The following is a 22268-nucleotide window of genomic DNA, read 5'->3' as shown; positions in this document are numbered from 1 at the left end:
AATTTTAACAAAAAGATAGAAATTAGAAAAGATTAAACTATTTTTAATCATTCAATAAAAAATAAATGAAAAAAGGATTTTATAAAATCTTAATCGTTATCATGAGTGTTGCGCTTATAGGATTGATAATTATTCAATTCTATTGGCTAAACTTGACAATTCAGAATGGTACAGACAGTTTTAACAACAATGTGTACCAAGCGATGAATTATACAACTGAGAAAATAAATAAAAACGAATTAGAGCGTTATTATAAGAAATTCAATAATATACAATCTGATTTAAAATCAAATAAAGATAAACCGCAAGTTGTAACCAATCAAGTCATCAAAGATTCGCTTGGTGTAACGTACGCTTATGTAACGCGCTATGTGGTCGAAAAATCGATGTTGCCGTCATCTGGAAAATACAATGACAGCTTAACGAAAGCGAATATTTATTCGCAAGAACGCGTTTTCAAAATAGACAAAGATTCTTCTGCAAGAGGAATTCCAAATCTGAATTTGAATTTTGAGCACGCTTTACAAGACGGAACATTTACGCTGGAAAGTGCTGCGCGTTGGGATGCTGGTTCTACGCCAATCGACAAACGTGTGAATTATGCGATGTTAGATTCGATATTGAAAAACGAATTACGTAACAGAGGAATTCATCAAGCAATGCCAATTTTGGCAGTTTTGAAAAAAGATTCGACAGAAACAAATGTCAAATCAAAAGATTTCGATCGCAATAAAATCGAGTTTATGGTTCCACTATTTTTGGATAGAAAGGATCATATCGAATATTATCTGGCAGCGAATTTTGTTAACAGAAATTTAGCCATTGTTGCACCAACTGTTCCAGTTATTTCATTGACATTTATCTTAACCATGATTATCATTACGGTTTTCTCCTTGTCAATTTATTACATGCAATTGCAACGCAAAAGTTCGGAAATCAAGACAGATTTCATCAATAATATGACGCACGAATTCAAAACGCCTATTGCAACCATTAATATTGCGTCTGATGCATTGCGTAATGAAAAGATATTTACTGATCCCGAAAAGGTGAAATATTATGCCGATTTGATCAAACAAGAAAACAAACGTATGAATGCTCACGTTGAGATGGTCTTACGAATGTCGAAGCTTGATCGCAATCAAATGGATATGAATTTTCAGGAAGTAAATTTGAATGGCATTGTACAAAAAAGTGTTGAGCCGATAAGATTTATTGTAGAAGAAAGAAATGGTACAATATTTGAAGAATACAATGCAGAACAATCATTTGTAAAAGGAGATCCGTTCCATTTAGAGAATATCGTTATTAATGTATTGGATAATGCTCGAAAATACTCTCCAAACACACCGGAGATTAGAGTAAAAACATACAACAAAGACAACAATTTTTTAATTGAAATTTCTGATAAAGGAATGGGTATGTCGCAAAACGTTCTGAAAAAAATATTTGAACAATTTTATAGAGAAGAAACGGGAAATATACACAATGTAAAAGGTCATGGACTTGGGTTGGCTTATGTCAAAAAAATCGTTCAGCTTCACGGTGGACAAGTTTGGGCAGAAAGTTCAGCAGGAAAAGGAAGTACTTTTTTCATTAAAATTCCTCTAAAATCATAGATCAATGAGTGATAAACAACGATTACTTTTAGTAGAAGATGATCCAAGCTTCGGAAGTGTATTAAAGGATTATTTGGTTATAAACGATTTTGACGTAACGCACGCAATCGATGGTGAGGACGGTCTTGCCAAATTTAAAGAAAGTGATTATGATCTATGCATCCTTGATGTAATGATGCCTAAAAAAGATGGTTTTACATTAGGAAAAGAGATCAAAGAACTAAAAAGTGAACAACCAATTATATTTTTAACAGCGAAAAACATGCGCGAGGATGTTTTGAATGGTTACAAAATTGGAGCAGACGATTATGTCTTAAAACCATTTGATTCGGAAGTTTTATTGTACAAAATAAAAGCTGTTTTACAACGTAATTCTGGTGAAGAAGAAAAGTTTGAACAAGAAGATTTCAAAATTGGTAAGTTTACGTTCAATGCAAAATTGAGACAATTAATTTACGATGGTAAATCACAAAAACTTTCGCCAAAAGAAAACGAATTATTACGTTTATTGGCAGTTTACAAAAATGATTTAATGCCTCGTGAGATTGCCTTAACACGTATTTGGCACGATGATAATTACTTTACATCACGTTCTATGGACGTATATATTGCGAAATTACGTAAGTATTTGAAGAAAGATCCAGCAGTAGAAATCGTGAATATTCACGGTGAAGGATTCCGACTTTTAATTCAGGAATAAGATTAATCTTTATAGAAAAAAACCTCAACTACGTTGAGGTTTTTTTATGGTATTGTACTTCTTTCGAATAAAATTATTAATAGGTTCTTCTAAATAAATGTACATTAATATAGAAATAATATTTAATAAAATGAATAATAACAATTTATTTGAAGTCAAATAATCATTTATGAAAATTGGTATAAAACCTTTATGAATTAAATAAAATATATAAGAACTTTTCCCTAAAAGGACCATATATCTTGACGATAAAAATTTCTGGATTATAGTTTGTTCATTAATCAATCCCCATAACAAAGGTACTATGCCAAATAATGATAATCCAATCAATTCAATACTTCTTATTATATCGGCTTTAAAATTAAAATATGGTTTTAGAAATTGTAAGCAAGATACATACAGAATTAACATTAATAACCCAAAATAAGTTACCCAATTTATTTTAAATTTAATCGGTTTTGATTTTATTAGAATTGCTAAAACAATCCCGGAGAAAAACTCAAAAATAAATACATAAATATTAGACTGTAAAAAGCCCCATATATTATTTTCTGTATTGAACAAACTTTTTATCCCCATTCCAAAAAGTAAAATTACAATTGGAATTATAATTAACCATTTCTTAGACTTCTTGATCAATATAAAGTAAAAAGGTGCTGTGAAGTAAAATAGTTCTTCAAGTGTTAAAGTCCATCCTTGGGGAACTCCACTTAAAAAATACTTTGTAAATAGAGCTTTTAGCATTGTAATAGATAAAACAAATTCAATTGTTTTATCCATATTCCACTCAGGAGATTTAATGTAACCAACTAAAAACACTAAAATTGTCATCAAAAAATACATAGGATAAATCCGAGCAAATCTATTTACCATGTATTGTTTAAAATCAATTTTTGCTTGATCAAAATATCTGTAAGTGATTAGAAAACCACTAAGCACAAAAAATAAATCAACACCAAAATGAAACTCTCCAATAATATTTTTTAAAAAAATAGGGAAATTTGGATTATTAAATGGAAAAAAGTGATAAATAAAGATAATCCAAGCTGCAATTGCTCGATAACCTGTCAATGCAGGAAAAAATAATTTATTGTTTTTCATAATTTCATTCCACTTCCGCTCCTAAATTTCTGTATTGTTGACGAAACTTTTCAGCCCATTTAAACCATTCATCATATTGTGCATCAGGATGATTTTCTTTATCTAAAAAAGATTTGATATAATCATCAGAAAAATCTTTTGGATAATTTTGCATGGCGTCAAACTCTTTATTTAACCAAGCTTCGTTTAAAATAAAATTCATTCGATTAACATCAAAATGATTTCCGTATTCGTGATAAGAGCCAGTTGCAGATGATTTGAAAGTCGTTTTCAAAACCTCTTCATTAGTTCTTGCAAAAATTGCCTTCTTATTTTTGTGATACCAAGCAGCAGCATTTCTCAATTGTTGTTTTTCATCCACTTTACCCTTCGCATCTTCCCAAATCGAAAGCCAATAGTTTTTTTGATATAGGCCCATTAAAATAGAGTTTAAAGACCAATATTTTAGTTTAGTTTTATTATCAACCAAACCTAATTTATATAAAATTGTAAAAAATTTGTATTTGTTGTACATAAACAAATCCATCACAAACTTGTTCGAAGTGAACAAATTTTTAGGTTTTAAAGAAGTTATATTATTCGAAATTTCAGATAATTCACAATATTCATTTTCAATATTGTTACCTAACCAACCTAATTTTAGCAAAGGAGTAGAAAAAGATTTCATTTCCTTTACAACCTCATCAATGTTGATAGGATTGGTAAACCACACATCATCTTCCGTTACCAAAACATAGTCTGACGAAGATTTAACTGCGTTAAACCATAAATCTGTTGGAATTGTGAAACCATCAATTTTATCGCCTTTTGTGATATTCTCTTCAATCGCTGTTATCTTATTTTGGTATTGACTCGAAATAATAATTTTAACATTTGGAAATTTAGACTTAATAACTTCTAAATATTTTTTAGGTGTACCATCATCCAAAATTTTAATTTCAAAATTACCTTTTACACAACTATAAATTGAACTTAAACATCGCTCCAAATAATAAGGTCGATTGAAGGATTTGATAATTATTGTAGTCATAGAAATTTATTAAATAAGACCTTAAGTTTTAAATAAACACTCAGTTTTGATTGAATAATTGTTAAAAAAGCTTGTTTATTTTTTTTTTGCTTAATCTCTAAATTTAGCAATTGATAATTTAATAAATTCTTACTTTTATTCGACAATTGTATTTTACTCATTACAATTCTCAAACTTGATATTAACATCTCTGTTTGATTAATTTTTGATATAGAGCTATGATATCCAGAATTACTTCTATAACTAGCCATAACATCATTAATAAAACCAATTCTTCCAAATTGACTAAAATATAGGATTAAAGGATAATCTCCAATTTTACAATCTAAGATCCAATTTGGAATCTTACTTACATTCCTATACATCATACTAAGCGTAGGTATATAATTCTTTTTAAAAATAAAATCTTCAGAAATCGTTTTTTTATGATCTACAAAAGGAAAACTTTCATTCAAAACTATATTGGTTTCATTATCAAATATTTGCACATTATGCCCTACCAAAATATACTCTTTATTCATCTCCAAGTAGTCTACTTGTTTTTGAATTTTTAAAGCATCAGTCCAATAATCATCTCCATCGCATATTGCAACATAATCTCCAGAAGCTCTATTCAAAGCCCATAATGAATTAGGCATTATTCCTAAATTATTTTGATGATTAGTATAATCTATTTTAATATTTTCAGGAATATGATTTTCAGATAAATAATCTTGTAAGACTTCATTAGTTTTATCAGGTGAAGCATCATTTGATATAATAAATTCAATTTCACCATTATATTGTTGTTTCAATACTCCTTTTAAAGTCTCAATTATATAATTTTCATGACCATATGTTATTGTAACGATGCTTACTTTTGGATAATTCATTTAAACTTTTTTATTTTAACTAACGTCAAAAATCTTAGTTATTCTGTGTTCTTAACATTATTCTACAAATGTGATCTACTTCTTCTAAAGTCAAATCATAAAACATTGGCAGGCATAAAACTCGATTTGCAATATCCTCTGTTATTGGCATTTCTTTTGATTCCAAATATGGTAATGCAGATGCTAAGCTTGGATAAAAATATCTTCTTGTTGCTATCTCATTCGATTGCAAAACTTTTTTACATTTTAACAATAACTCCTCATTTTCTATAATAATCGGATAATACGAATTGTTATTCTGAGAACCATCATTCCACTTTGGTCTAAAGCATTTAAAACCATTCAGCTTGATATCATATCTTTTTGCAATTTGTTCTCTCTTTTCCAAGATTGCTTCTATATAATTAAGATTAATTATTCCCATAGCTGCATGAAATTCCGAATTTTTACCATTTATTCCCAAGTCAGAAAAAGTATCAAAATCTGAAATTCCAAAATTTCTAACTTTAGCTAACTTCGCTAATAAATCTGAATCTTTTGTTACAATTAACCCTCCTTCTATACTATGATATAATTTAGTAGCATGCAAAGAACATGTTGTAATATCTCCAAACTCAAATATAGATTTGCCATTAATTTCTACTCCAAAAGCATGTGCACCATCATAGATAACTTTCAAATTATGTTTTTTCGCTATTGCTTCTATTGCATAAACATCACAAGGATTTCCGTAAACATGTGTTGCCAAAATCGCTTGAGTTTTATCCGTTATTGCTTCTTCTATTTTTTTAGGATCAATACATAATGTATCCTTATCAATATCTACAAATATAGGCTCACAACCTTCCCAAACAATTGTAGAAGTTGTTGCAACAAAAGAGAATGGTGTTGTTATAATTTCTCCTTTAAGATCCAGAGCCTTAATAGCCATTTGTAATGCTACTGTCCCATTTGTAACAAACAAAAGATGATTTATTTTTAAATAATCCTTTAATTCCATTTCCAATTGACTAGCTAATGGCCCCATATTAGTTAGCCACTGACGTTTCCAAATACCATCTAATAATTGTTGATATTCTTCTTGTGGTGGTAAGAAAGGTTTGGTTACTGGTATCATATTATATTTTTTTTATTAATTGTTCTTGTTTATTCACAATAATAGAATTTGATGGAACATCTTTATGAATGACGCAACCTGCTCCGATGATTACATTGTCGCCAATCGTAACATCTTTTAAGATTACAACATTAGCTCCAGTCCAAACATTATTACCCATTTTAATAAAACCAATATTAAAATCTGTTTTAGAAACAGAAAATGGCTCTTTTGTATATTGATGATTATGATCAAACAATTTCATTCCTTCTCCTAAAATACAATTTTCTCCAATTGCTATTTCTCCTAAACACGAAATCGTAGCTCTTGTGATATATGTATTCTTACCTATTGAAAACTTGGCATCTTTCTTAATTGTCAAATAATTTGATTCATTAATAGTTACATTTTCTTCTATGTTGATATGAGCTGATGAAGAAATGTCATAAAAATTATTAATTCCCAATTTAAAATCATTTGAAATTCTAGATTTAGAATTTTGTTTGAAAAGCTTTAAAGCTTCATTCTTTTTAGCTTTATTTATTAATTTATCTAAGGTCAAAAATATTTTATTCAACATAGTTTCAGGTTTATTTTTACAAATATAATAAGTTGTATTTTAACACTTAATAATTAATATATATTATTAAATTTGTTTTCCAAAATAAATTTATCAAAATCTAATACTTTGATTTCAAATTTCCCTCTTATTAGCATAAATATTCCTATTTTCAAATGTGAAGATTATATTTTTAGATGTTTAGAATCTGTTAAAAATCAAACTTATCAAAACATCGAGATTATTCTGGTTAATGATTGTACACCTGACAATAGTTTGTCAATAATTGATAAGTTCACACAAGACAATCCAAATTTAAATATTAAATTAATCCATCATGCAGAAAATGCAGGTTTATCTGTTGTTCGAAATACTGGCATAGAACATTCTAATGGAGAATATATTTATTTTTTGGATAGTGATGATGATATTACGAATGATTGTATTGAAAAATTAGTAAAGAATGTTGTAGAAAATAAAACAGAGATGGTCATCGCTCAAAATCGTTGGATTAATACTTTTGACCATTCTACAAAAGATTTTGGATTTTCTACAGATTTTTCAACTCTTGTTTATTCAGATAATCTTTCTATTTTCAAAGCTTATTGTCGAGGTTCTTTTCCTGTTTCGTCATGGAATAAGTTAGTTAAATTAAGCTTTATCAAAGAAAATGAAATTTATTTTGTTCCAGGATTATATGCGCAAGACGAATTGTGGATGTTTCATGTTATGGAAAAAATTAATTCGCTTTCTATCATAAAAGATATTACATATAATTATTATTTACATGCGAATTCTGTCGTATTTAATCGTACAAAAAAGAACTCTGAAAATCATCAAACTATTTTAGAGTGGATTTCAAAATCCTATCATCAAACAGAAAGTGAGAAACGAAAAAAATTAATACGAGGTTGGATTGTCGATTATAAAAAGACCATTTTACAAATGCAATGGAAAGTACTGAAAGATAAAGAGTATTTTATAACCAATTATCAACGAATGCAGAAAGCACCATCTTTCAGTTTAGTTGATTATCTTTCTAGTGAATTTACCAAAAAACAAAAAAAGGAAAATTTTTTATTAAATCTTCCTTCTCCAATTGGTTTTAGAATTTTCAAAAAACGTTATGAGGGATAATACTTATCAATAATATTTTTTAAGTAACTCTCCTTACTTGTTAATTCAAATTCATAATCCAACTCATGAATATCTATTGAGTAATGTTCTCCTTTATTCTCTATTATTTTCTTAGCAAATTGAGCATAATTCTTTTCTAAAGCCTGTATTATTTCAGGAATATTAAAATTCTCAGAATACGCTACATTTACTATTTTGTTCCATTTTTTTAAATTAATGTATTTTAATGTAATTTTCTTTACATCTTCTACATCAATCAAATTACGTGTTGCGTGTTGATGAACAACTAATTCCTGGTCATTCAAAATTTGTCGAGATAAATAATTCATTAACAAATTTGGGTTTCCTCCTCTTCCCACAGCATTACTAACTCTTAAAACAAGAAAATGTTTTGCTTTTTGTTTGATGATTTCTTCGATATGTAATTTATGTAACACATATAGTGAATTGTATTTAGATGAATCATAAATAGAACATGTACTGAAGTATATAAATAATTTTTCTGGATTATTTACTAAGGTTTGCTCTACAAGATTTTGCTCACGAAGAAACTCTTCTTTCCTCGTTTCTGATGAGTTAGATACACCTGAAGCAAAGAAAACAACCTCATCCAAATCAATTTCCGTAAATAAATTTGCGATTAACCCTCTACCTATTATCATAATTAAAAATAGTTTGGAATATACGTAACTGATTTTATTTGATTAAATATCGTAAATAAGATGTTCAATATAATAAGAAATAAAATAACATTATAAAAATTAATTTTCACAGAATTTATATAAAGACCAACAAAAAAAAGTATATAGAATGGAAATAATAATCTTATACTCAAGACATCAATTCTTGTAAAAAAATATGTTATCCATAAAAACAATAAATAAAAAAAACTTAATAAAATAAAAAAAATATTCTCACCTAATCCAACAAAAATAATTTTTTTAAATCTCCTATAATAAATAACTAAAAACAAGGCAAAAATTATTAGAACTATAAAATAAGGTGTTCTTTCTGTAAAATTTGAAAATAATGGATTAAAGCTTTGAAGCGTATTGTATAAACTTAATCGTAAATTCGTGGTAACATCTCCTAAAGCTGACCTATCACCTGTAAAATATCCTGTTAGTAATTTGTTTATAGATAAGTATAAAAAACTAATAATCAATGACACAAAACACGATAAAAGTAATAATAAATAGCTTTTATTTTTGGATTGAATGTAAAAAAAGAAAGAGAGTATAATACTACCTAAAATAATTGATATTAATGAGTATTTAGTTGTTACCATTAATACAAATAACAATGTTATACAAATAAAATTTTTAGGTTTATATGAATAGATTAATAATTTTAAATTAATAAAGAATAACAAAAAAAATGGAATTAATAATACCTCTGTCCACGAATATGAGATTATTGGTCTAAATCCCCAAGTTAGTGTTAATATCCAAAATATTTTCCATTCTTTTAAATATTTTTTAGCTATATAAAGAGAGAAAAGTATACAAAAACAGTTTATAAATTTTGATGATATAAAAAAATCTTTAAAAATTAAATTAATAACTTTTAACAAAAATGGATAAAAAATAGGGAATAAACTATTTTTTATAAAAGGCAAATCATTTGATATTTTATAATAATCATAAGAATCGTTTGTTTCAGTAATAAAATAATTACTTCCAAAAATAATGGTGATTATTTGTAATAATGGTATTAAATAATAAATTTTATTTCTCATAATACTTTTTAACACTTTTATGCCCTACATGTAGGATGATTTCATCACCGATGCCTTCGTCAGAATCACATACACACCATTGTTTTGGTAAAATATATGGATAAACTCCTGTTTGCCATGCTGCTTTCCACATGACTAACGAAGCACGAGAAGGATCTATTTTCATAATCTCAGCACAAGTTGTATAAAATAGTTGTCCTCTTTCGTTATTTTTCCATAAAGTCATTGGACTTTGGTTATAGGATTGCCCTAAACCTTTAGATTCATCATTTATTGGCTGTGTATCTTTTGATATAAGCATATCACCACGCAATAATTGTCGGTTGTTATATGGAACACAAAAACCGAACTTCTCAGTTAAACAGATTAATGCTATTATATCCGAAGAGACAATTTGCATATCACTATCTAAAATACATTTGAAATCAGCTTTGGAATTGACCAAAGCCATAAATTTATAATAATCCGCCGTACGATAACCATATCTAGGATGATCTGGATCAATAACTGGAGAAGTTACTTTGATTAATTCTACACCATCAATTTGAAGATCAAAATCACTGTAGACTGTATATTTAGCATTTGGAAAATATTCTTTTAAAGTTTTAAGAGAAGGATTTAATCTATTCTCATCATCAAAACTAGAACCTCCGCCATTCGTTCTATTCTCTCCAAATTCTGCGAACAAAAACTCGATAGATATAGTGTTAAGCCATTCCATTTCTTCTACAGAAAATTCTTCATTTCTGAATTTAATTTCTGGTTTAGATTTTATAACCGAAGCATTTGCTTTGCCTAACAATACTGCTATGGCATCTTTAAGTCTTTGCATACTAACTGATCAAAATTAAACTCTTCTTTACTAACAATTTTCCATTTTGGATTTAACTGGTATGCTATTTCGTCTTGTACTGCTCTTGAATGAAAAGCGGGTGCTATCACATTGTAATAGTTATTTATTCTATTTGAAATATAGGCTCCCCAATAAGAAAAAGTTGAATTTGAAATTATCAAATTTTTAGATAATGAAATTCCTATTAAACATTTGAAAGCATCATTATACTCATCAGAAATGATTAATTCTTCGCAATATTTGTCTAAAAAATTCAAATGTTTTTTGCACCAATTTTGATCATCAGAAATAATAATAATCTTAGTATACTTCTTTAATGAAAAATTTTCAGAATGATTAAAAATAAATTTGACGTATTCTGTTTGATTAAATCCGTATTTACTTTCATTAACGGAAGCATAATAATCTCCAATTCTTAGATTAATAATCAAATCATCTGAACTAAATTCTGACGATTCAAACTTTATTATTTCTGGCTTAATATATACATCAATAAAGTCATTTAATTCTTCTTCAGTAAAATCTTTACCAAATCTCTGAAAAAAACTATAGTCCTTCTTCTTAATATCTAAACGTTTGACTTTCTCCTTATTTTTAACTAATTTTCTTAATTCAGGAAACTTAATTAACCATTCAACTAAATTATCATCTTCTAGAATAACATACTTAAATAAAGTTGATCTTTTATTTTCAATATTACAATGAAGCAAATAATATAAATGATTTCCTAAACGAATATTATTGGGAGTAACTATGATAATAGCTGGTTTCCTAAGTAATAAAAAACTAAACACTATTTTAAAAAAATTAATCATTTTCTGAATCAAAATAGTTTCTTTTTAAGTTTGCTAAACGTGTAATTGATAATATATCGCAAAGGGATTTGATCTAATATTTGATCTATTTCAAAAATATTTTTATCGTAAATCAAATGTTTTATTTGACTTTTACCATTTCTTAATTCAATAAAACGTTTTACAACACCATACGAATTAATCATTTCTTTATATCCACTATTTTCTTCTTCCCAGCTATCATGCCATGAACCGCCAAAATGGTGTGTAATATAATTAATTGGTAAATCAAGAGAGAAATATTCGGAAGGAAAAACAACTAAATCATGTTTACCAAACTGCATTTCGTCTTTTGCACTATCAATACCATACTGATCTACTAACAATTCAGAAAATATTTTTGGACAAGGAGTTAAATCTAATTGTTTTAATGAATTGTAATAATCTATGATATCTTGTGCCAATTGATGACCTTTTTCTACTCCCCAAAATGCTGAAAATGGAACATATTTAGCTTCAAAAGAACAAATCGCTTTATTGTTTACAAAATCAGACAATGGGTATTTTAACTCCATATCAGTATCAAGGTAAAATCCTCCATTGTCCAACAAAACTTTTGCTCTTGCAAAATCTGATACAAAAGCCCATTTCTTTTGCTCATAGGCTTCTTTTACAAAGATATTTTGTGTAACATCAAAATTATCTTCATTCCATTCGATAATTTCAAAATCTGCTTTATTTTTTTGCCAAGAATTTATACAATATTGTATCAAAGGAGATTTTTCTCCTCTTCCAAACCAACAATAATGAATTTTTTTTGGAATCATATTTTTAACCTTACATTTAACTAGTTATAGATATCTAACTCTATTTAATATTTTAAAACAATTTTTAAATCCAATCGCTTGAGGATTTATATAATTAATTAATATTTTAAAACTTTTTAATTTGGAATAATTAAATCTATTAAATAAAAGAATTAAATTATAAGCCTTTTGCAATTCTAAATCTTTATTGATTTTTTGAAACTTAGGATAAAAACCATTTTTCTTTCTAACTTTCAAAACATTTTCAAGCCAATCATTCGTAAAAGACCCCGAAGAATAATGTTTGATTAAAATTTCTGAAGTGACATAATTTTGATATTTTCTTGATATTCTTACAGAAAAATCATAATCATAACCATGAAATCCTTTTAAATTTTCATCAAATTTATTTTTTTCAAAAACTTCTTTTTTACAAGCTATAAATACTCCGTCAATTGAAACTATTTCTTCTATTTTTCTATCTTTTCTAAAATTTACTTTATTCATAAAAATCTCTCCATTATCAATTTCTTGAATAATGTGCGCTTTTTTATCAGGATTACTATACCAATAGGATGGAAAATAAGACTCATAATTTTCTCCAGCAAGTCCTATACATCCAATATCTTCGTTAAGCAAGAGTTCTAACAATTTCTCTCCCCAATCTTTCGTTAAAAAAAGTAAATCTTCATGAATAAATAGTAAACTTTGATAGCTTGATTTGTTAGCCCCTAAATTATAAGCTTGATTTATTGAGTATTTATTATGATTCTCAATTTTAATAATTTCATAGAGAATATCTTGTCCTATAGTTTCTTTTATATTATTTTCAAGTTGATTAAAATAATTTTCGTTATAAGATGAAATGATGATTGAAAGCATTTAAAGAAATTCTAATTAATATAATATTTGTTGTATCCAATTCTTGAAATTATATTTTTGTTTAACCGAATCATCAATTTCTTGATAAGGAAAATTCAAAAATTCATTTAAACCATCAAAATTAACAAAGTCAGTTACATAAATATTTTTAGGATTAAAAAAATCATATTCTACAACTGCTTTATTATCTGTAATAATTTTTTTATTAAAGTTTAGAGCCTCAAAAAATCTTAGCGATAAACCGTCATGTTCTTCTCTTTTAAAATCTAATAAAATGTTTGATTTCTTCGTCAGTAAGATATTTTTTTCATAGGAAATCCCATGCTTTATAAACTTAACATTATTTATTTCTTTAAAATTTCTACCAGTTAACAAATTAATATTATAATTTAATTCTTTATTTACTAACATATTTACTAAATAATTAATCTTCAAAACCCTTTCTTCGAGATACATTCCTGTATAATAAATATCCCATTCTATATTTTCGTCATTTTCTTCTTCAAAAAAGCAATTGGTAATTGCTTTTAAATTATAATTAGGATAATTGACTACATCTTGCACATCAAAAACATAGATTTGATCAAATAATTTATTGTACTCTAAAATCTTTTCAGAAACTGATAACCCATCCAATTGGTAATCAATCATTTTAGTAGAAACTGAACGTGCATATTTTAGCACATTCTCTGGAATTAAATCACCACGAATAATAAAACAATAATCAAATTTTAGATGTTGTTGTTGTAACTGTTTTAGCTTTCTATTGCTAAGATTAATAAAATTACGATGATTGATGTTGTGAATATGTTGCGTGTCTTTTTTAACAACTCGATAATAGATGTTCTCCAAACGTTGCAGTCCCGAAAATTCATAATAGGGAATCGGCTCGTCATAAAACTCATACAAAGAGTAGCCATTCAGTCTGAAGTGCTTTGCAAACTGCTGAGCAAGATTGGTGTTTTTGTATATGAAAAGAATGGACGGCATAAAATTATACTTCAAATTTCTTTTTTTAGTTTAAAATAAACAACTACAGTTAGTGAATCCGCTTGTAATTTATTTAATCCTTTGAGATGAGACATTTTTATTTTAATTATTGTACTTTTTAATTGCTTTTATCTTATGTTTTGCTTTTAACCAATTCTTCAGTCCTAAATTTTTATATGAAATAAATTGATTAAGATATATCATTTTATCTTCCATTGTAAACCCAAAATGTCTTAACTGATCTGCCAAATAATTAAAACAGAACAACTCTGTATCTTTATTGGTTACCTGATTAACTGAATTAGATTCTTTATAAGCTACAATCAAATTTTGTAACCATTCTTTGGTCAAATTACCATGAGAAAAATGTACTATAGAAATTTTATTCGTTATATAGTTCTGATAGTTTTCAGTAACTTTTATGCTAAAATTAATATCATAACCATGAAAACCTTTTAAATCTTCATTGAATTTAATCTTCTTCCAAACATTTTTTCGACAAGCTATAAAAACACCATCTAATAATTTTGTTTTAAGTAAACGGTTTTTATCTCTAGAAAATGTATAATCATATCTTTTATTCGTTTTTTTATTATAATGTGATAAGTGAGAATTAGCATAACCTTCTATTACCCACCAAGGTGTTGGTGTATTTGGAATATAATTTGCACCTGCAAGGCCAATACAACCTATATGATCCATTTTTAAATAATCTGTTAGAATGTTCCCCCAATTTTTTGTTTCAAAAATGACGTCTTCATGTATAAATAATAGATTTTCGTATTGCGCTTTTTCTGCTCCTCTATTGTATGCTTCGCAAATACCCATTGTTCCAGGATTCCATTGTTGAATGATTTCGTACTCAAAATCATTTCCAATAGTTTCTTCTATATTTTTAGAAAACTGAATGAAATATTCTTCTTGATAGGATGAGACTATAATTGATAGCATTATTATATTTTTAGTAGTCCTCTAAATCTTTTATATACGCTGAAAAACTTATTATTTTCTAATTTGGAAAGGATTGTTCTCAATCTTATAATTTCATCATTTTTGATTTTATTATCAATATTTATTTTCTTAAAAGTTAACTCTTTTATTAAAGGTGAACTATTTTCATACAAATATTTATTTGCTTCCATAATTAGAAAGGTATTCAATCCTACTGAATTAGGATTAATTCTATATTTTGCTAAAGATTTATTAATAAATTTTGTTTTTTTATTAATTTCATAAAGTGAAATCCAAAAAATCCAATCTTCTTTTGACTTCAATGATTCTATAAATTTAAAATTTAAAATACTTGATTTTTTGAAAATAGCACAATGTATTGGAATATTAAGTCCATTGTCCCATTTTAAAATAATATTTTCAAGATTAAAAACTGCTTTATTTAAATCACAAAAAGGTTCATATTCTCCTAACTCATTAAATAAATTAAAATTACAAATGATAATATCATATTGATTCATATGAATTATAGCAACTTCAAATTTATCTTCTAAAATAATATCATCACAATCTAAAAATTGTATCCATTCGCCTTTTGCTTTCTCTATACCTGCATTTCGGGCAGAAGACAAGCCTCCGTTTTCTTTTTTGAGATAGATAAAGCGTGTATCTTTTTCTACCCAATGTAGTGCAACTTCTTCTGTATTGTCTGGTGAGCCGTCATTTACAATAATACATTCCCAATTTTGATAGGTTTGATCTAAGACTGATTGTAGACATTCGTCCATATAAATAGACTGATTGTAGCAGGGAACAATAACCGAAATAAGAGGTTGTTGCATGATGTGTATATTAAGTATTTCTAATTTAGGTTGTTTACAAAGTTACTTCATTTGTAAGAATATACAAGTTATTATTTGATGATCTCTGCTCTTCTATTTTTTAACCGTATTTGTTTATCATTATTTATATTATACGATAATTATGGTATTCTTAATGAAAAGTAGATTTACTAATTATAGCTTATGCTTTCTTATTTATAGGAATGTGGTGAGTGTATAGTGAAAAGGATGAAAGAGTTTTGCTTGTTCGTCATCTTGTGTCACAATGGATATGCCGACAAAAGGAAAAGTTGTTGATGAGTTTTGTTGTTCTTGTATTTGTGGAGATAATTTAATTTCTGAAAGTGGTGTAGCAAGGGTATCTATTGGGACATAGAAAGTTTGAAAATTGATAAGGTTTAGCTCTAATTCTTCGGTGCAAACCAACCATCCTATACTAATTTCTAAATAAGCGTTCGGGAATTTGGATTTGTGTTGAAATACTAGGCCTGCTTGTATTTTTAATTCATTTGTTTGGGCATTATATTGCACATAAAACGGGGATAGTTTGCACTTTTTGTTGAATGAACGATGTTGTAACTTACCATTTTTGTAGGCTTCTACTAGTGCTGTGTACATGGTAGATTGATTGGTTTCTTTTTTTATAGTAGAGAAAAATGAAACCAATTGGTTGTGAAAGGTACCGTCTTTTTGTTTCCAGTTGAATGGTAGTATGTTTTTCTTGAAGGATGCGGAAAACATCGATAATTCTTTGAAACGTTTCTTAACTTCTATTGTATTTGGATGCTGTTGTGCTGAACTATTAACAAATCCACCTGCATATTTTTTGACAAAAGATTTACCATTACGTTGAAAAAAAATTAAATTTCCTAATTTACCATTTATATTAAATTCATTATCTGTTTTAGCCATAAATTTACTATATTTAAATATTGAAAATCAATTAATTAAATATAGTGAATTTATTTCTATTTTTCTCCTTTTTAATTGTTTTTTACTTCTTCAATTGTATTCCTAAGTTATTTTTATAGTAGTTCTATGCTACCTCTGTGCTACCTTTATGTCGCCTCTAAGCCGACTTAAAGAGGAGGTTTGTTATAGGAATCTGTGATGATACTTTATGTATATTGGCTATAATGATGCTGAATAAGTTCGTGGATTGCTTAATTTTTCCTTTGAATTTGTTTTATACAAGCAGATAGTTTAGTGTTTTTTGCTAAATGTAGATTAATAGAGCTTAGCTATTAGGTTTCATTGTAGAGTAAAGTTGTTACCGATTAATATGAGTCTTTTCTGATTATAGGTATTTATAACCTTTAAATAGTCCTAATTTATATAATAATTTTAGTAATCTTGATTTTTTTAGTAACTCTAATTTAGTAGAAATGTTGTCATAATCTCTTCTATTTACAAAATTATCAATAAATAGTTCTTCAATATTAACATTTCTTCTTTCAGCCATCTTGATTAAAGCAACCCAATGCCAGAAATAGGCTTTTTCTGCATTTTTATTTGTAGAAATACCACCGTTATGTATTCTGTATAGATAAAGATCTTCATCTATATACAACACAGGAGCTACTTCACACATTTTCATGTACCAATCTTTGTCTTCTGCGATTTTGAGGAAAGTATCAATACCTGTCGTTTTATTGTAAATGGATTTTTTGAAAGTTGCGAAATGCGATATCTCTCCTTTAAAATTAAGATAATGCTCATCTAATGCAGTTATTTGTGTTGCATGATGTACATTTTGTTTTTCAAGTTTTTCATTACAGATGATAAAATTAGAATAGACTAAACCTACTTCTATATTGTTATTATGATGATTTAAAATACTTTCTAAAGTTTGAGGCTCTAATGCGTCATCAGGATCTAAAAAACCACAGATTTCGCTTGAAGCAAGTTCTACCAATCTTCTCTTTGTATATCCTACTTTTTTATTTTCTTCATTTTGAAAAAGCTTAAATCTTTTGTCTTCGCCAATAATAGATTTAATAACTTCTACAGAATTATCTGTGGAGCAATCGTCTAGAATAACTACTTCGAAATTCTGATAAGTTTGTGCTATTAAGCTATCATAACAGTCTTTGAAAAAGTGTCCGTTGTTATAATTTGCGATTAAAATACTAAATAATGGATGAGACATATCTTTTACAATATTCTTTAACGATGAATAATTTATTTATAAAACTTAGTTTTTTAAAAAATTTTATTTTTTGTGATTTTGGATAAGAAAAAAACAATTTAGATTTCCCTTCTCTTATTTGTATCTTTTCATAAAAATCTAGTAGATCTATTAATTGACTGACTTTTGATAGATTATCCAACATTATGAAACTAAAATTTTTAAGTTTAAGATCATCAAGATTATTCAAATATAATTCTTCATAAATTAAATAATGTTGCTCGTAATTATTCTTTACAGATATACTCGAATAGACTCCATTTTCATGTTTTCTATAGATACTTGTTAAGAAATTAAAACAAATAGATTTGTCTATTTTTAAAAGATGATAACAGAAATGATTATCTCGTGGATATTTATAAATATTTAAATCAATTGACTCAATAATACTTTTTCTAGCTAGTAATGTTAGAATTTGAGTATACCAATCCTCTGTATAATTTTCAATAGTTAAAATTTGCCCATTAAGAGTTTTGTCTACATCATTTAAATTCGGAAGATTGTTTTCTTCAAATCTATTTTCTTTTTCAAAATATCGTTTATATAATGTAAAACAAGAACTATAATCTTCATTATTTTCTAAAAAATCTACTTGTTTTTGAAGTTTTAGAGGGTCTATCCAATAATCATCTCCTTCACAGATTGCGATATATTTGCCTTTAGCACGAGAAAACTGGTAATCTTTCCAAATATTTACTTTTTTTGAATATTGGTTTTCTTTTTGATATATAGGCTTAATTATTTCTGGATATTTTAGCTCATATTCTTTGATAATGGCAGCACTATTGTCTGTAGATGCATCGTCATGTATTAATACTTCGAATTTAAAATCACAGTTTTGCATAAGAAAACCATCTAATGCTTGAGCAATATATTTTTCGTGATTATAACAGTCACAAATAATACTAACTACTATTTCGTCCGAATTACTATCAGCCATATTAATCATTCGTTATTTGGGAATCTATATCGAGTTCAAAAGGAACCCAAAATTCTTTATCACCTGATGCTATAAACTCAAGAGAATTATTCTGTCTGAAGTATGGAGATTCGGTGATTCGATCAAATAAACCTATATCTAATGTATATTTCCCTAAAGTAAATAAAGGATTTTTGATTGTAATGGTATAAGTTAATTCATTTTTTTCAGGATCAATCCGTCCATCTTTTATTACATTAACTCCTGCTACAGCTCTTTGTTCCTTATCTTTAAATTCGATATATAGAATTGGAATTTCTTTTACTTGTTTTGAATGAATTTGGAATACAAAATGAATTTGGAAATCTACCAATCTACTAATTTGCATATCAACCAATGAAGATCCCTTATTTATTAAAGAAAATTCGCCAGAATTGAACACTATATTTTCACCAGAAGTAGAAAATTTATTATAATATAATTGTACCCCTTTTCCTATATCATTCCCTTGGTATTCTGCAACTCCATGATCCATTAGAATAATTTCATTACAAATACGAGAAACCATTGGCATACTGTGTGAGACAAATATTATAGCAGTATTAGGTAGTAATTCGTCAATTTTTTTAAAACATTTTAAAATAAATCCTAAATCACCTACTGCTAAGACCTCATCAATAATTAAAACATCTGGTTCTAAATGTGCTGCTACAGCAAATCCTAAGCGAACTTTCATTCCTGATGAATAATTTTGAACAGGCATATCTATAAATTTTTCTATTTCAGAGAAATCTATAATAGATTGTATTTTTTGATTGACTTCTTCTTTTGTAAATCCTAAAATTGCTGCATTATTGTAAATATTCTCACGTCCCGTTAAAATAGGGTTAAAACCAGCACCTAATTCAATAAGCGCACCTATTTTACCACGCATTACAATTTGTCCTTTATCAGGCGTATAAAGTCCGTTCAAAACTTTTAACAGCGTACTTTTCCCAGCTCCATTATGACCAATCAAACCAATACATTCTCCTCTTCTTAGTTTAAAACTTATATCTTGTACTGCCCAAAATTCTCCTTTGCGAAGTTCTTTTGAAGATTTTAATCCAAAACTACTTCGAATAATATCTGTTGCTCCATACTTTAAAGAAGTTTTGAGATCTAAAGAAAATTTCTTTGATACATTTTGAACTTCTACTAATATTTCTTTTTCCATATTATCCAGATATTTTTTCGATAATGATTGGCATTGATTTTCTGAAAACAACTAATCCTATTAAACTTATGAATATACTAATGATCAGTATTAATAAATTTAGAAACATTGATTCGATAGGCTGATTGGTAATCGAATTTCTTGTATCATTAATTAAATAAGTTAGAGGATTCAATTTAAATAAGAGTCCAAAAAAACCTCCTTTAGGCATTGCATATACTACAGGTGTTAGATACATCAAAAATGATATTCCTGTATTAATTATTTTCGCAATATCTGTATAAATTAGTCCTATTGGAGTTATTAATAATCCTAAAGAGAAAGAAAAAATTAAAAGTAACACCAATAGAAATGGAAAGTAGAGAAAATTAATATCTAAATTAACACCGAAATAAATTAAAAAGACCACTAACAAAATAAGTTTCAATCCTAGATTGAAAAATATTTTATACATACCAGCCATTAGAAGCGCTTCTTTAGGGAAATTAATTTTAGACATAATTCCCTTTCCTGCGTTTACAGAAACCATAGGGCTTTGAACTGTATCAGCAAATACACTCCATAAAGTTGTACCAATCACAACAAACAAAGGATAAGGAATACCAACTCCTTGTACTGAAACAACACCTGATCCATTTAAAAACAGCCACACTAATGAGTTAATAATAACTGGAGCAAATGCCCAAAAAATACCCAAATAAGACTGTCTATACTGTGCTTGTATGTCCCTTTTAGCCATCTGATAAGCTAAAAAGTGAGAATTTGATATATCTTTAAATATATTTTTTAATTCCTTGAGGAAATGTGTTTTTTTATCAGAAGAGTAAACTACTGTTTTTAAACTCATAGAAACTTTTTAGGTTAAGGTTTTAAGTTTATAGATTAATTTCTTCATCAACCTATAAAACCCTTTTTTAATTATACTGTTTTTCGTAATAATTTTGGTAATCGCCAGATGTTACATTATCTAACCACTCTTTGTTGGATAAAAACCAATCAATCGTTTTAGATAAACCTTGCTCAAACGTCACACTTGGTTTCCATCCTAACTCTTCGTTGATTTTTGTTGCATCAATGGCATAACGTAAATCATGTCCTGGACGGTCTTTTACAAAGGTGATTAATTGTTCGGAAGTTCCTGCTTCTTTCCCTAATTTTTCATCCATTTGCTTACACAATTCTTTCACCAAGTCGATATTTTGCCATTCATTGAAACCTCCTACATTGTAAGATCCTCCATTTTTACCTTCGTGGAAAACCAAATCAATCGCTTTCGCATGATCAATCACAAACAACCAATCGCGCGTATATTTACCATCTCCGTATATTGGAAGTGGATTTCCGTTTAAGATGTTGTGAATACACAATGGAATTAATTTTTCTGGAAAATGATTTGGCCCATAATTGTTCGAACAATTCGTCATCACAATTGGTAATCCATAGGTATCATGATACGCTCTTACAAAGTGATCCGAAGATGCTTTTGATGCCGAATAAGGTGAATGTGGATCATAAGAAGTTTCTTCTGTAAAAAAACCTTCGTCTCCCAAAGCACCAAACACCTCATCTGTCGAAACATGATGAAAACGTTTCCCCTCAAAATTATCTTTCCAAATATGTTTTGCAGCATTCAATAAATTAACTGTTCCAATCACATTGGTCATCACAAATTCTAATGGATTCGTAATCGAACGATCCACATGCGATTCGGCAGCTAAATGAATAACACCATCTGGTTGATGCTTTTCAAAAACCTCTAAAATATGTTTTGCATCAACAATGTCCGCTTTTACAAATTCGTAATTTGGATACGATTCGATATCTTTCAAATTCTCCAAATTCCCAGCATATGTCAACGCATCAAGGTTGATGATTTTCGTTTCAGGATATTTTAAGACAAATTCTCTTACAACGTGAGAACCGATAAATCCAGCTCCACCTGTAATTAAAATAGTTTTCATAGTATTTTATAGTT

22 protein-coding genes are annotated in these 22268 nt (G+C 27.7%); 3 read left to right on the top strand and 19 right to left on the bottom strand.

Translation table 11 applies throughout. The annotated features are described in order from the left end of the window. Positions 1–65 precede the first annotated feature (65 nt). Together N5D90_RS05535 and N5D90_RS05530 are read left to right on the top strand one after the other, a co-directional pair. Positions 66–1619, top strand: coding sequence for a sensor histidine kinase KdpD (locus N5D90_RS05535; RefSeq protein WP_038331121.1), 1554 nt, complete (start codon positions 66–68; stop codon positions 1617–1619). Positions 1620–1623: 4 nt separating this feature from the next. Next, the gene (locus N5D90_RS05530) at positions 1624–2319 is read left to right on the top strand and encodes a response regulator transcription factor (RefSeq protein ID WP_019974263.1); all 696 of its coding nucleotides are present in this window, start codon (positions 1624–1626) and stop codon (positions 2317–2319) included. A 24-nt stretch (positions 2320–2343) separates the two neighbouring features. Here the strand turns inward: N5D90_RS05530 and N5D90_RS05525 are convergent, their stop codons facing one another. Genes N5D90_RS05525 through N5D90_RS05505 form a run of 5 tightly spaced genes read right to left on the bottom strand, consistent with a single transcriptional unit; the run spans position 2344 to position 6998 of the window. Next, a complete protein-coding gene (locus N5D90_RS05525) occupies positions 2344–3420 on the bottom strand; it encodes an acyltransferase (RefSeq protein WP_280061843.1) in 1077 nt (358 codons plus the stop codon). Between the two features lie 4 nt (positions 3421–3424). After that, positions 3425–4450: a glycosyltransferase gene (locus N5D90_RS05520; RefSeq protein WP_280061842.1), complete on the bottom strand. Its 1026-nt coding sequence runs from the start codon at positions 4448–4450 to the stop codon at positions 3425–3427. After that, positions 4447–5322: a glycosyltransferase gene (locus tag N5D90_RS05515; RefSeq protein ID WP_280061841.1), complete on the bottom strand. Its 876-nt coding sequence runs from the start codon at positions 5320–5322 to the stop codon at positions 4447–4449. Before N5D90_RS05515 ends, N5D90_RS05520 begins: the two co-directional genes overlap by 4 nt. Positions 5323–5356: 34 nt before the next feature. Then, positions 5357–6439 (bottom strand): DegT/DnrJ/EryC1/StrS family aminotransferase, encoded by a 1083-nt coding sequence (locus tag N5D90_RS05510; protein WP_280061840.1) that lies wholly within the window; start codon positions 6437–6439, stop codon positions 5357–5359. A 1-nt stretch (position 6440) separates the two neighbouring features. Then, entirely contained in the window at positions 6441–6998 is a 558-nt protein-coding gene (locus tag N5D90_RS05505; protein WP_280061839.1) for an acyltransferase, read from the bottom strand. 108 nt (positions 6999–7106) lie between these two features. Here N5D90_RS05505 and N5D90_RS05500 point away from each other — a divergent pair, with 108 nt between their 5' ends. Continuing rightward, a complete protein-coding gene (locus tag N5D90_RS05500; RefSeq protein WP_260392046.1) occupies positions 7107–8114 on the top strand; it encodes a glycosyltransferase in 1008 nt (335 codons plus the stop codon). Here N5D90_RS05500 and N5D90_RS05495 read toward each other — a convergent pair. From N5D90_RS05495 to rfbB, 14 genes are all read right to left on the bottom strand, one after another. Further along, the gene (locus tag N5D90_RS05495; protein ID WP_280061838.1) at positions 8102–8776 is read right to left on the bottom strand and encodes an NAD-dependent epimerase/dehydratase family protein; all 675 of its coding nucleotides are present in this window, start codon (positions 8774–8776) and stop codon (positions 8102–8104) included. The two genes, N5D90_RS05500 and N5D90_RS05495, sit on opposite strands and share 13 nt — an antisense overlap. 1065 nt (positions 8777–9841) lie before the next feature. Continuing rightward, complete coding sequence (locus N5D90_RS05490; protein ID WP_280061837.1) at positions 9842–10684, bottom strand: hypothetical protein; 843 nt, start codon at positions 10682–10684, stop codon at positions 9842–9844. Further along, a complete protein-coding gene (locus N5D90_RS05485; RefSeq protein ID WP_280061836.1) occupies positions 10660–11520 on the bottom strand; it encodes an alpha-1,2-fucosyltransferase in 861 nt (286 codons plus the stop codon). Before N5D90_RS05485 ends, N5D90_RS05490 begins: the two co-directional genes overlap by 25 nt. A gap of 8 nt (positions 11521–11528) precedes the next feature. After that, entirely contained in the window at positions 11529–12326 is a 798-nt protein-coding gene (locus N5D90_RS05480) for a glycosyltransferase family 32 protein (protein WP_280061835.1), read from the bottom strand. A gap of 24 nt (positions 12327–12350) precedes the next feature. Beyond that, positions 12351–13187 carry a glycosyltransferase gene (locus tag N5D90_RS05475; RefSeq protein WP_280061834.1) on the bottom strand — a complete coding sequence of 279 codons (837 nt, stop codon included), beginning with the start codon at positions 13185–13187 and terminating at the stop codon, positions 12351–12353. A gap of 15 nt (positions 13188–13202) precedes the next feature. Further along, the gene (locus N5D90_RS05470) at positions 13203–14192 is read right to left on the bottom strand and encodes a hypothetical protein (protein ID WP_280061833.1); all 990 of its coding nucleotides are present in this window, start codon (positions 14190–14192) and stop codon (positions 13203–13205) included. An 87-nt stretch (positions 14193–14279) separates the two neighbouring features. Then, the gene (locus tag N5D90_RS05465; protein WP_280061832.1) at positions 14280–15128 is read right to left on the bottom strand and encodes a glycosyltransferase; all 849 of its coding nucleotides are present in this window, start codon (positions 15126–15128) and stop codon (positions 14280–14282) included. Between the two features lie 2 nt (positions 15129–15130). Then, on the bottom strand, positions 15131–15970 hold the full coding sequence (locus tag N5D90_RS05460; RefSeq protein ID WP_280061831.1) for a glycosyltransferase family 2 protein: 840 nt from the start codon (positions 15968–15970) through the stop codon (positions 15131–15133). Between the two features lie 195 nt (positions 15971–16165). Further along, the gene (locus tag N5D90_RS05455) at positions 16166–16882 is read right to left on the bottom strand and encodes a hypothetical protein (RefSeq protein ID WP_280061830.1); all 717 of its coding nucleotides are present in this window, start codon (positions 16880–16882) and stop codon (positions 16166–16168) included. Between the two features lie 385 nt (positions 16883–17267). Further along, entirely contained in the window at positions 17268–18119 is an 852-nt protein-coding gene (locus tag N5D90_RS05450) for a glycosyltransferase (RefSeq protein ID WP_280061829.1), read from the bottom strand. Further along, positions 18100–19098, bottom strand: a complete 999-nt coding sequence (locus N5D90_RS05445; RefSeq protein WP_280061828.1) for a glycosyltransferase family A protein — start codon at positions 19096–19098, stop codon at positions 18100–18102. Before N5D90_RS05445 ends, N5D90_RS05450 begins: the two co-directional genes overlap by 20 nt. Before the next feature lies 1 nt (position 19099). Then, positions 19100–20293, bottom strand: a complete 1194-nt coding sequence (locus N5D90_RS05440; protein ID WP_280061827.1) for an ABC transporter ATP-binding protein — start codon at positions 20291–20293, stop codon at positions 19100–19102. A 1-nt stretch (position 20294) separates the two neighbouring features. Beyond that, complete coding sequence (locus tag N5D90_RS05435) at positions 20295–21140, bottom strand: ABC transporter permease (RefSeq protein WP_280061826.1); 846 nt, start codon at positions 21138–21140, stop codon at positions 20295–20297. A 67-nt stretch (positions 21141–21207) separates the two neighbouring features. Beyond that, positions 21208–22254, bottom strand: a complete 1047-nt coding sequence (gene rfbB / locus N5D90_RS05430; RefSeq protein ID WP_280061825.1) for a dTDP-glucose 4,6-dehydratase — start codon at positions 22252–22254, stop codon at positions 21208–21210. Between the last annotated feature and the right edge of the window lie 14 nt (positions 22255–22268).

The sequence above is a fragment of the Empedobacter sp. GD03797 genome (assembly GCF_029842105.1).
Lineage (GTDB): Bacteria > Bacteroidota > Bacteroidia > Flavobacteriales > Weeksellaceae > Empedobacter > Empedobacter falsenii_C.
Note: the sequence above shows the minus strand (reverse complement) of the source record. Positions and strands in the feature narration are given on the sequence as shown.

Coding starts and splice junctions, on each gene's coding strand:
- N5D90_RS05525 (WP_280061843.1), bottom strand. CDS start 3,420: ATGAAAAACAATAAATTATTTTTTCCTGCATTGACAGGTTATCGAGCA.
- N5D90_RS05510 (WP_280061840.1), bottom strand. CDS start 6,439: ATGATACCAGTAACCAAACCTTTCTTACCACCACAAGAAGAATATCAA.
- rfbB (WP_280061825.1), bottom strand. CDS start 22,254: ATGAAAACTATTTTAATTACAGGTGGAGCTGGATTTATCGGTTCTCAC.
- N5D90_RS05490 (WP_280061837.1), bottom strand. CDS start 10,684: ATGCAAAGACTTAAAGATGCCATAGCAGTATTGTTAGGCAAAGCAAAT.
- N5D90_RS05535 (WP_038331121.1), top strand. CDS start 66: ATGAAAAAAGGATTTTATAAAATCTTAATCGTTATCATGAGTGTTGCG.
- N5D90_RS05485 (WP_280061836.1), bottom strand. CDS start 11,520: ATGATTAATTTTTTTAAAATAGTGTTTAGTTTTTTATTACTTAGGAAA.
- N5D90_RS05465 (WP_280061832.1), bottom strand. CDS start 15,128: ATGCTATCAATTATAGTCTCATCCTATCAAGAAGAATATTTCATTCAG.
- N5D90_RS05515 (WP_280061841.1), bottom strand. CDS start 5,322: ATGAATTATCCAAAAGTAAGCATCGTTACAATAACATATGGTCATGAA.
- N5D90_RS05435 (WP_280061826.1), bottom strand. CDS start 21,140: ATGAGTTTAAAAACAGTAGTTTACTCTTCTGATAAAAAAACACATTTC.
- N5D90_RS05455 (WP_280061830.1), bottom strand. CDS start 16,882: ATGGCTAAAACAGATAATGAATTTAATATAAATGGTAAATTAGGAAAT.
- N5D90_RS05460 (WP_280061831.1), bottom strand. CDS start 15,970: ATGCAACAACCTCTTATTTCGGTTATTGTTCCCTGCTACAATCAGTCT.
- N5D90_RS05445 (WP_280061828.1), bottom strand. CDS start 19,098: ATGGCTGATAGTAATTCGGACGAAATAGTAGTTAGTATTATTTGTGAC.
- N5D90_RS05480 (WP_280061835.1), bottom strand. CDS start 12,326: ATGATTCCAAAAAAAATTCATTATTGTTGGTTTGGAAGAGGAGAAAAA.
- N5D90_RS05450 (WP_280061829.1), bottom strand. CDS start 18,119: ATGTCTCATCCATTATTTAGTATTTTAATCGCAAATTATAACAACGGA.
- N5D90_RS05475 (WP_280061834.1), bottom strand. CDS start 13,187: ATGCTTTCAATCATCATTTCATCTTATAACGAAAATTATTTTAATCAA.
- N5D90_RS05530 (WP_019974263.1), top strand. CDS start 1,624: ATGAGTGATAAACAACGATTACTTTTAGTAGAAGATGATCCAAGCTTC.
- N5D90_RS05440 (WP_280061827.1), bottom strand. CDS start 20,293: ATGGAAAAAGAAATATTAGTAGAAGTTCAAAATGTATCAAAGAAATTT.
- N5D90_RS05495 (WP_280061838.1), bottom strand. CDS start 8,776: ATGATAATAGGTAGAGGGTTAATCGCAAATTTATTTACGGAAATTGAT.
- N5D90_RS05505 (WP_280061839.1), bottom strand. CDS start 6,998: ATGTTGAATAAAATATTTTTGACCTTAGATAAATTAATAAATAAAGCT.
- N5D90_RS05520 (WP_280061842.1), bottom strand. CDS start 4,450: ATGACTACAATAATTATCAAATCCTTCAATCGACCTTATTATTTGGAG.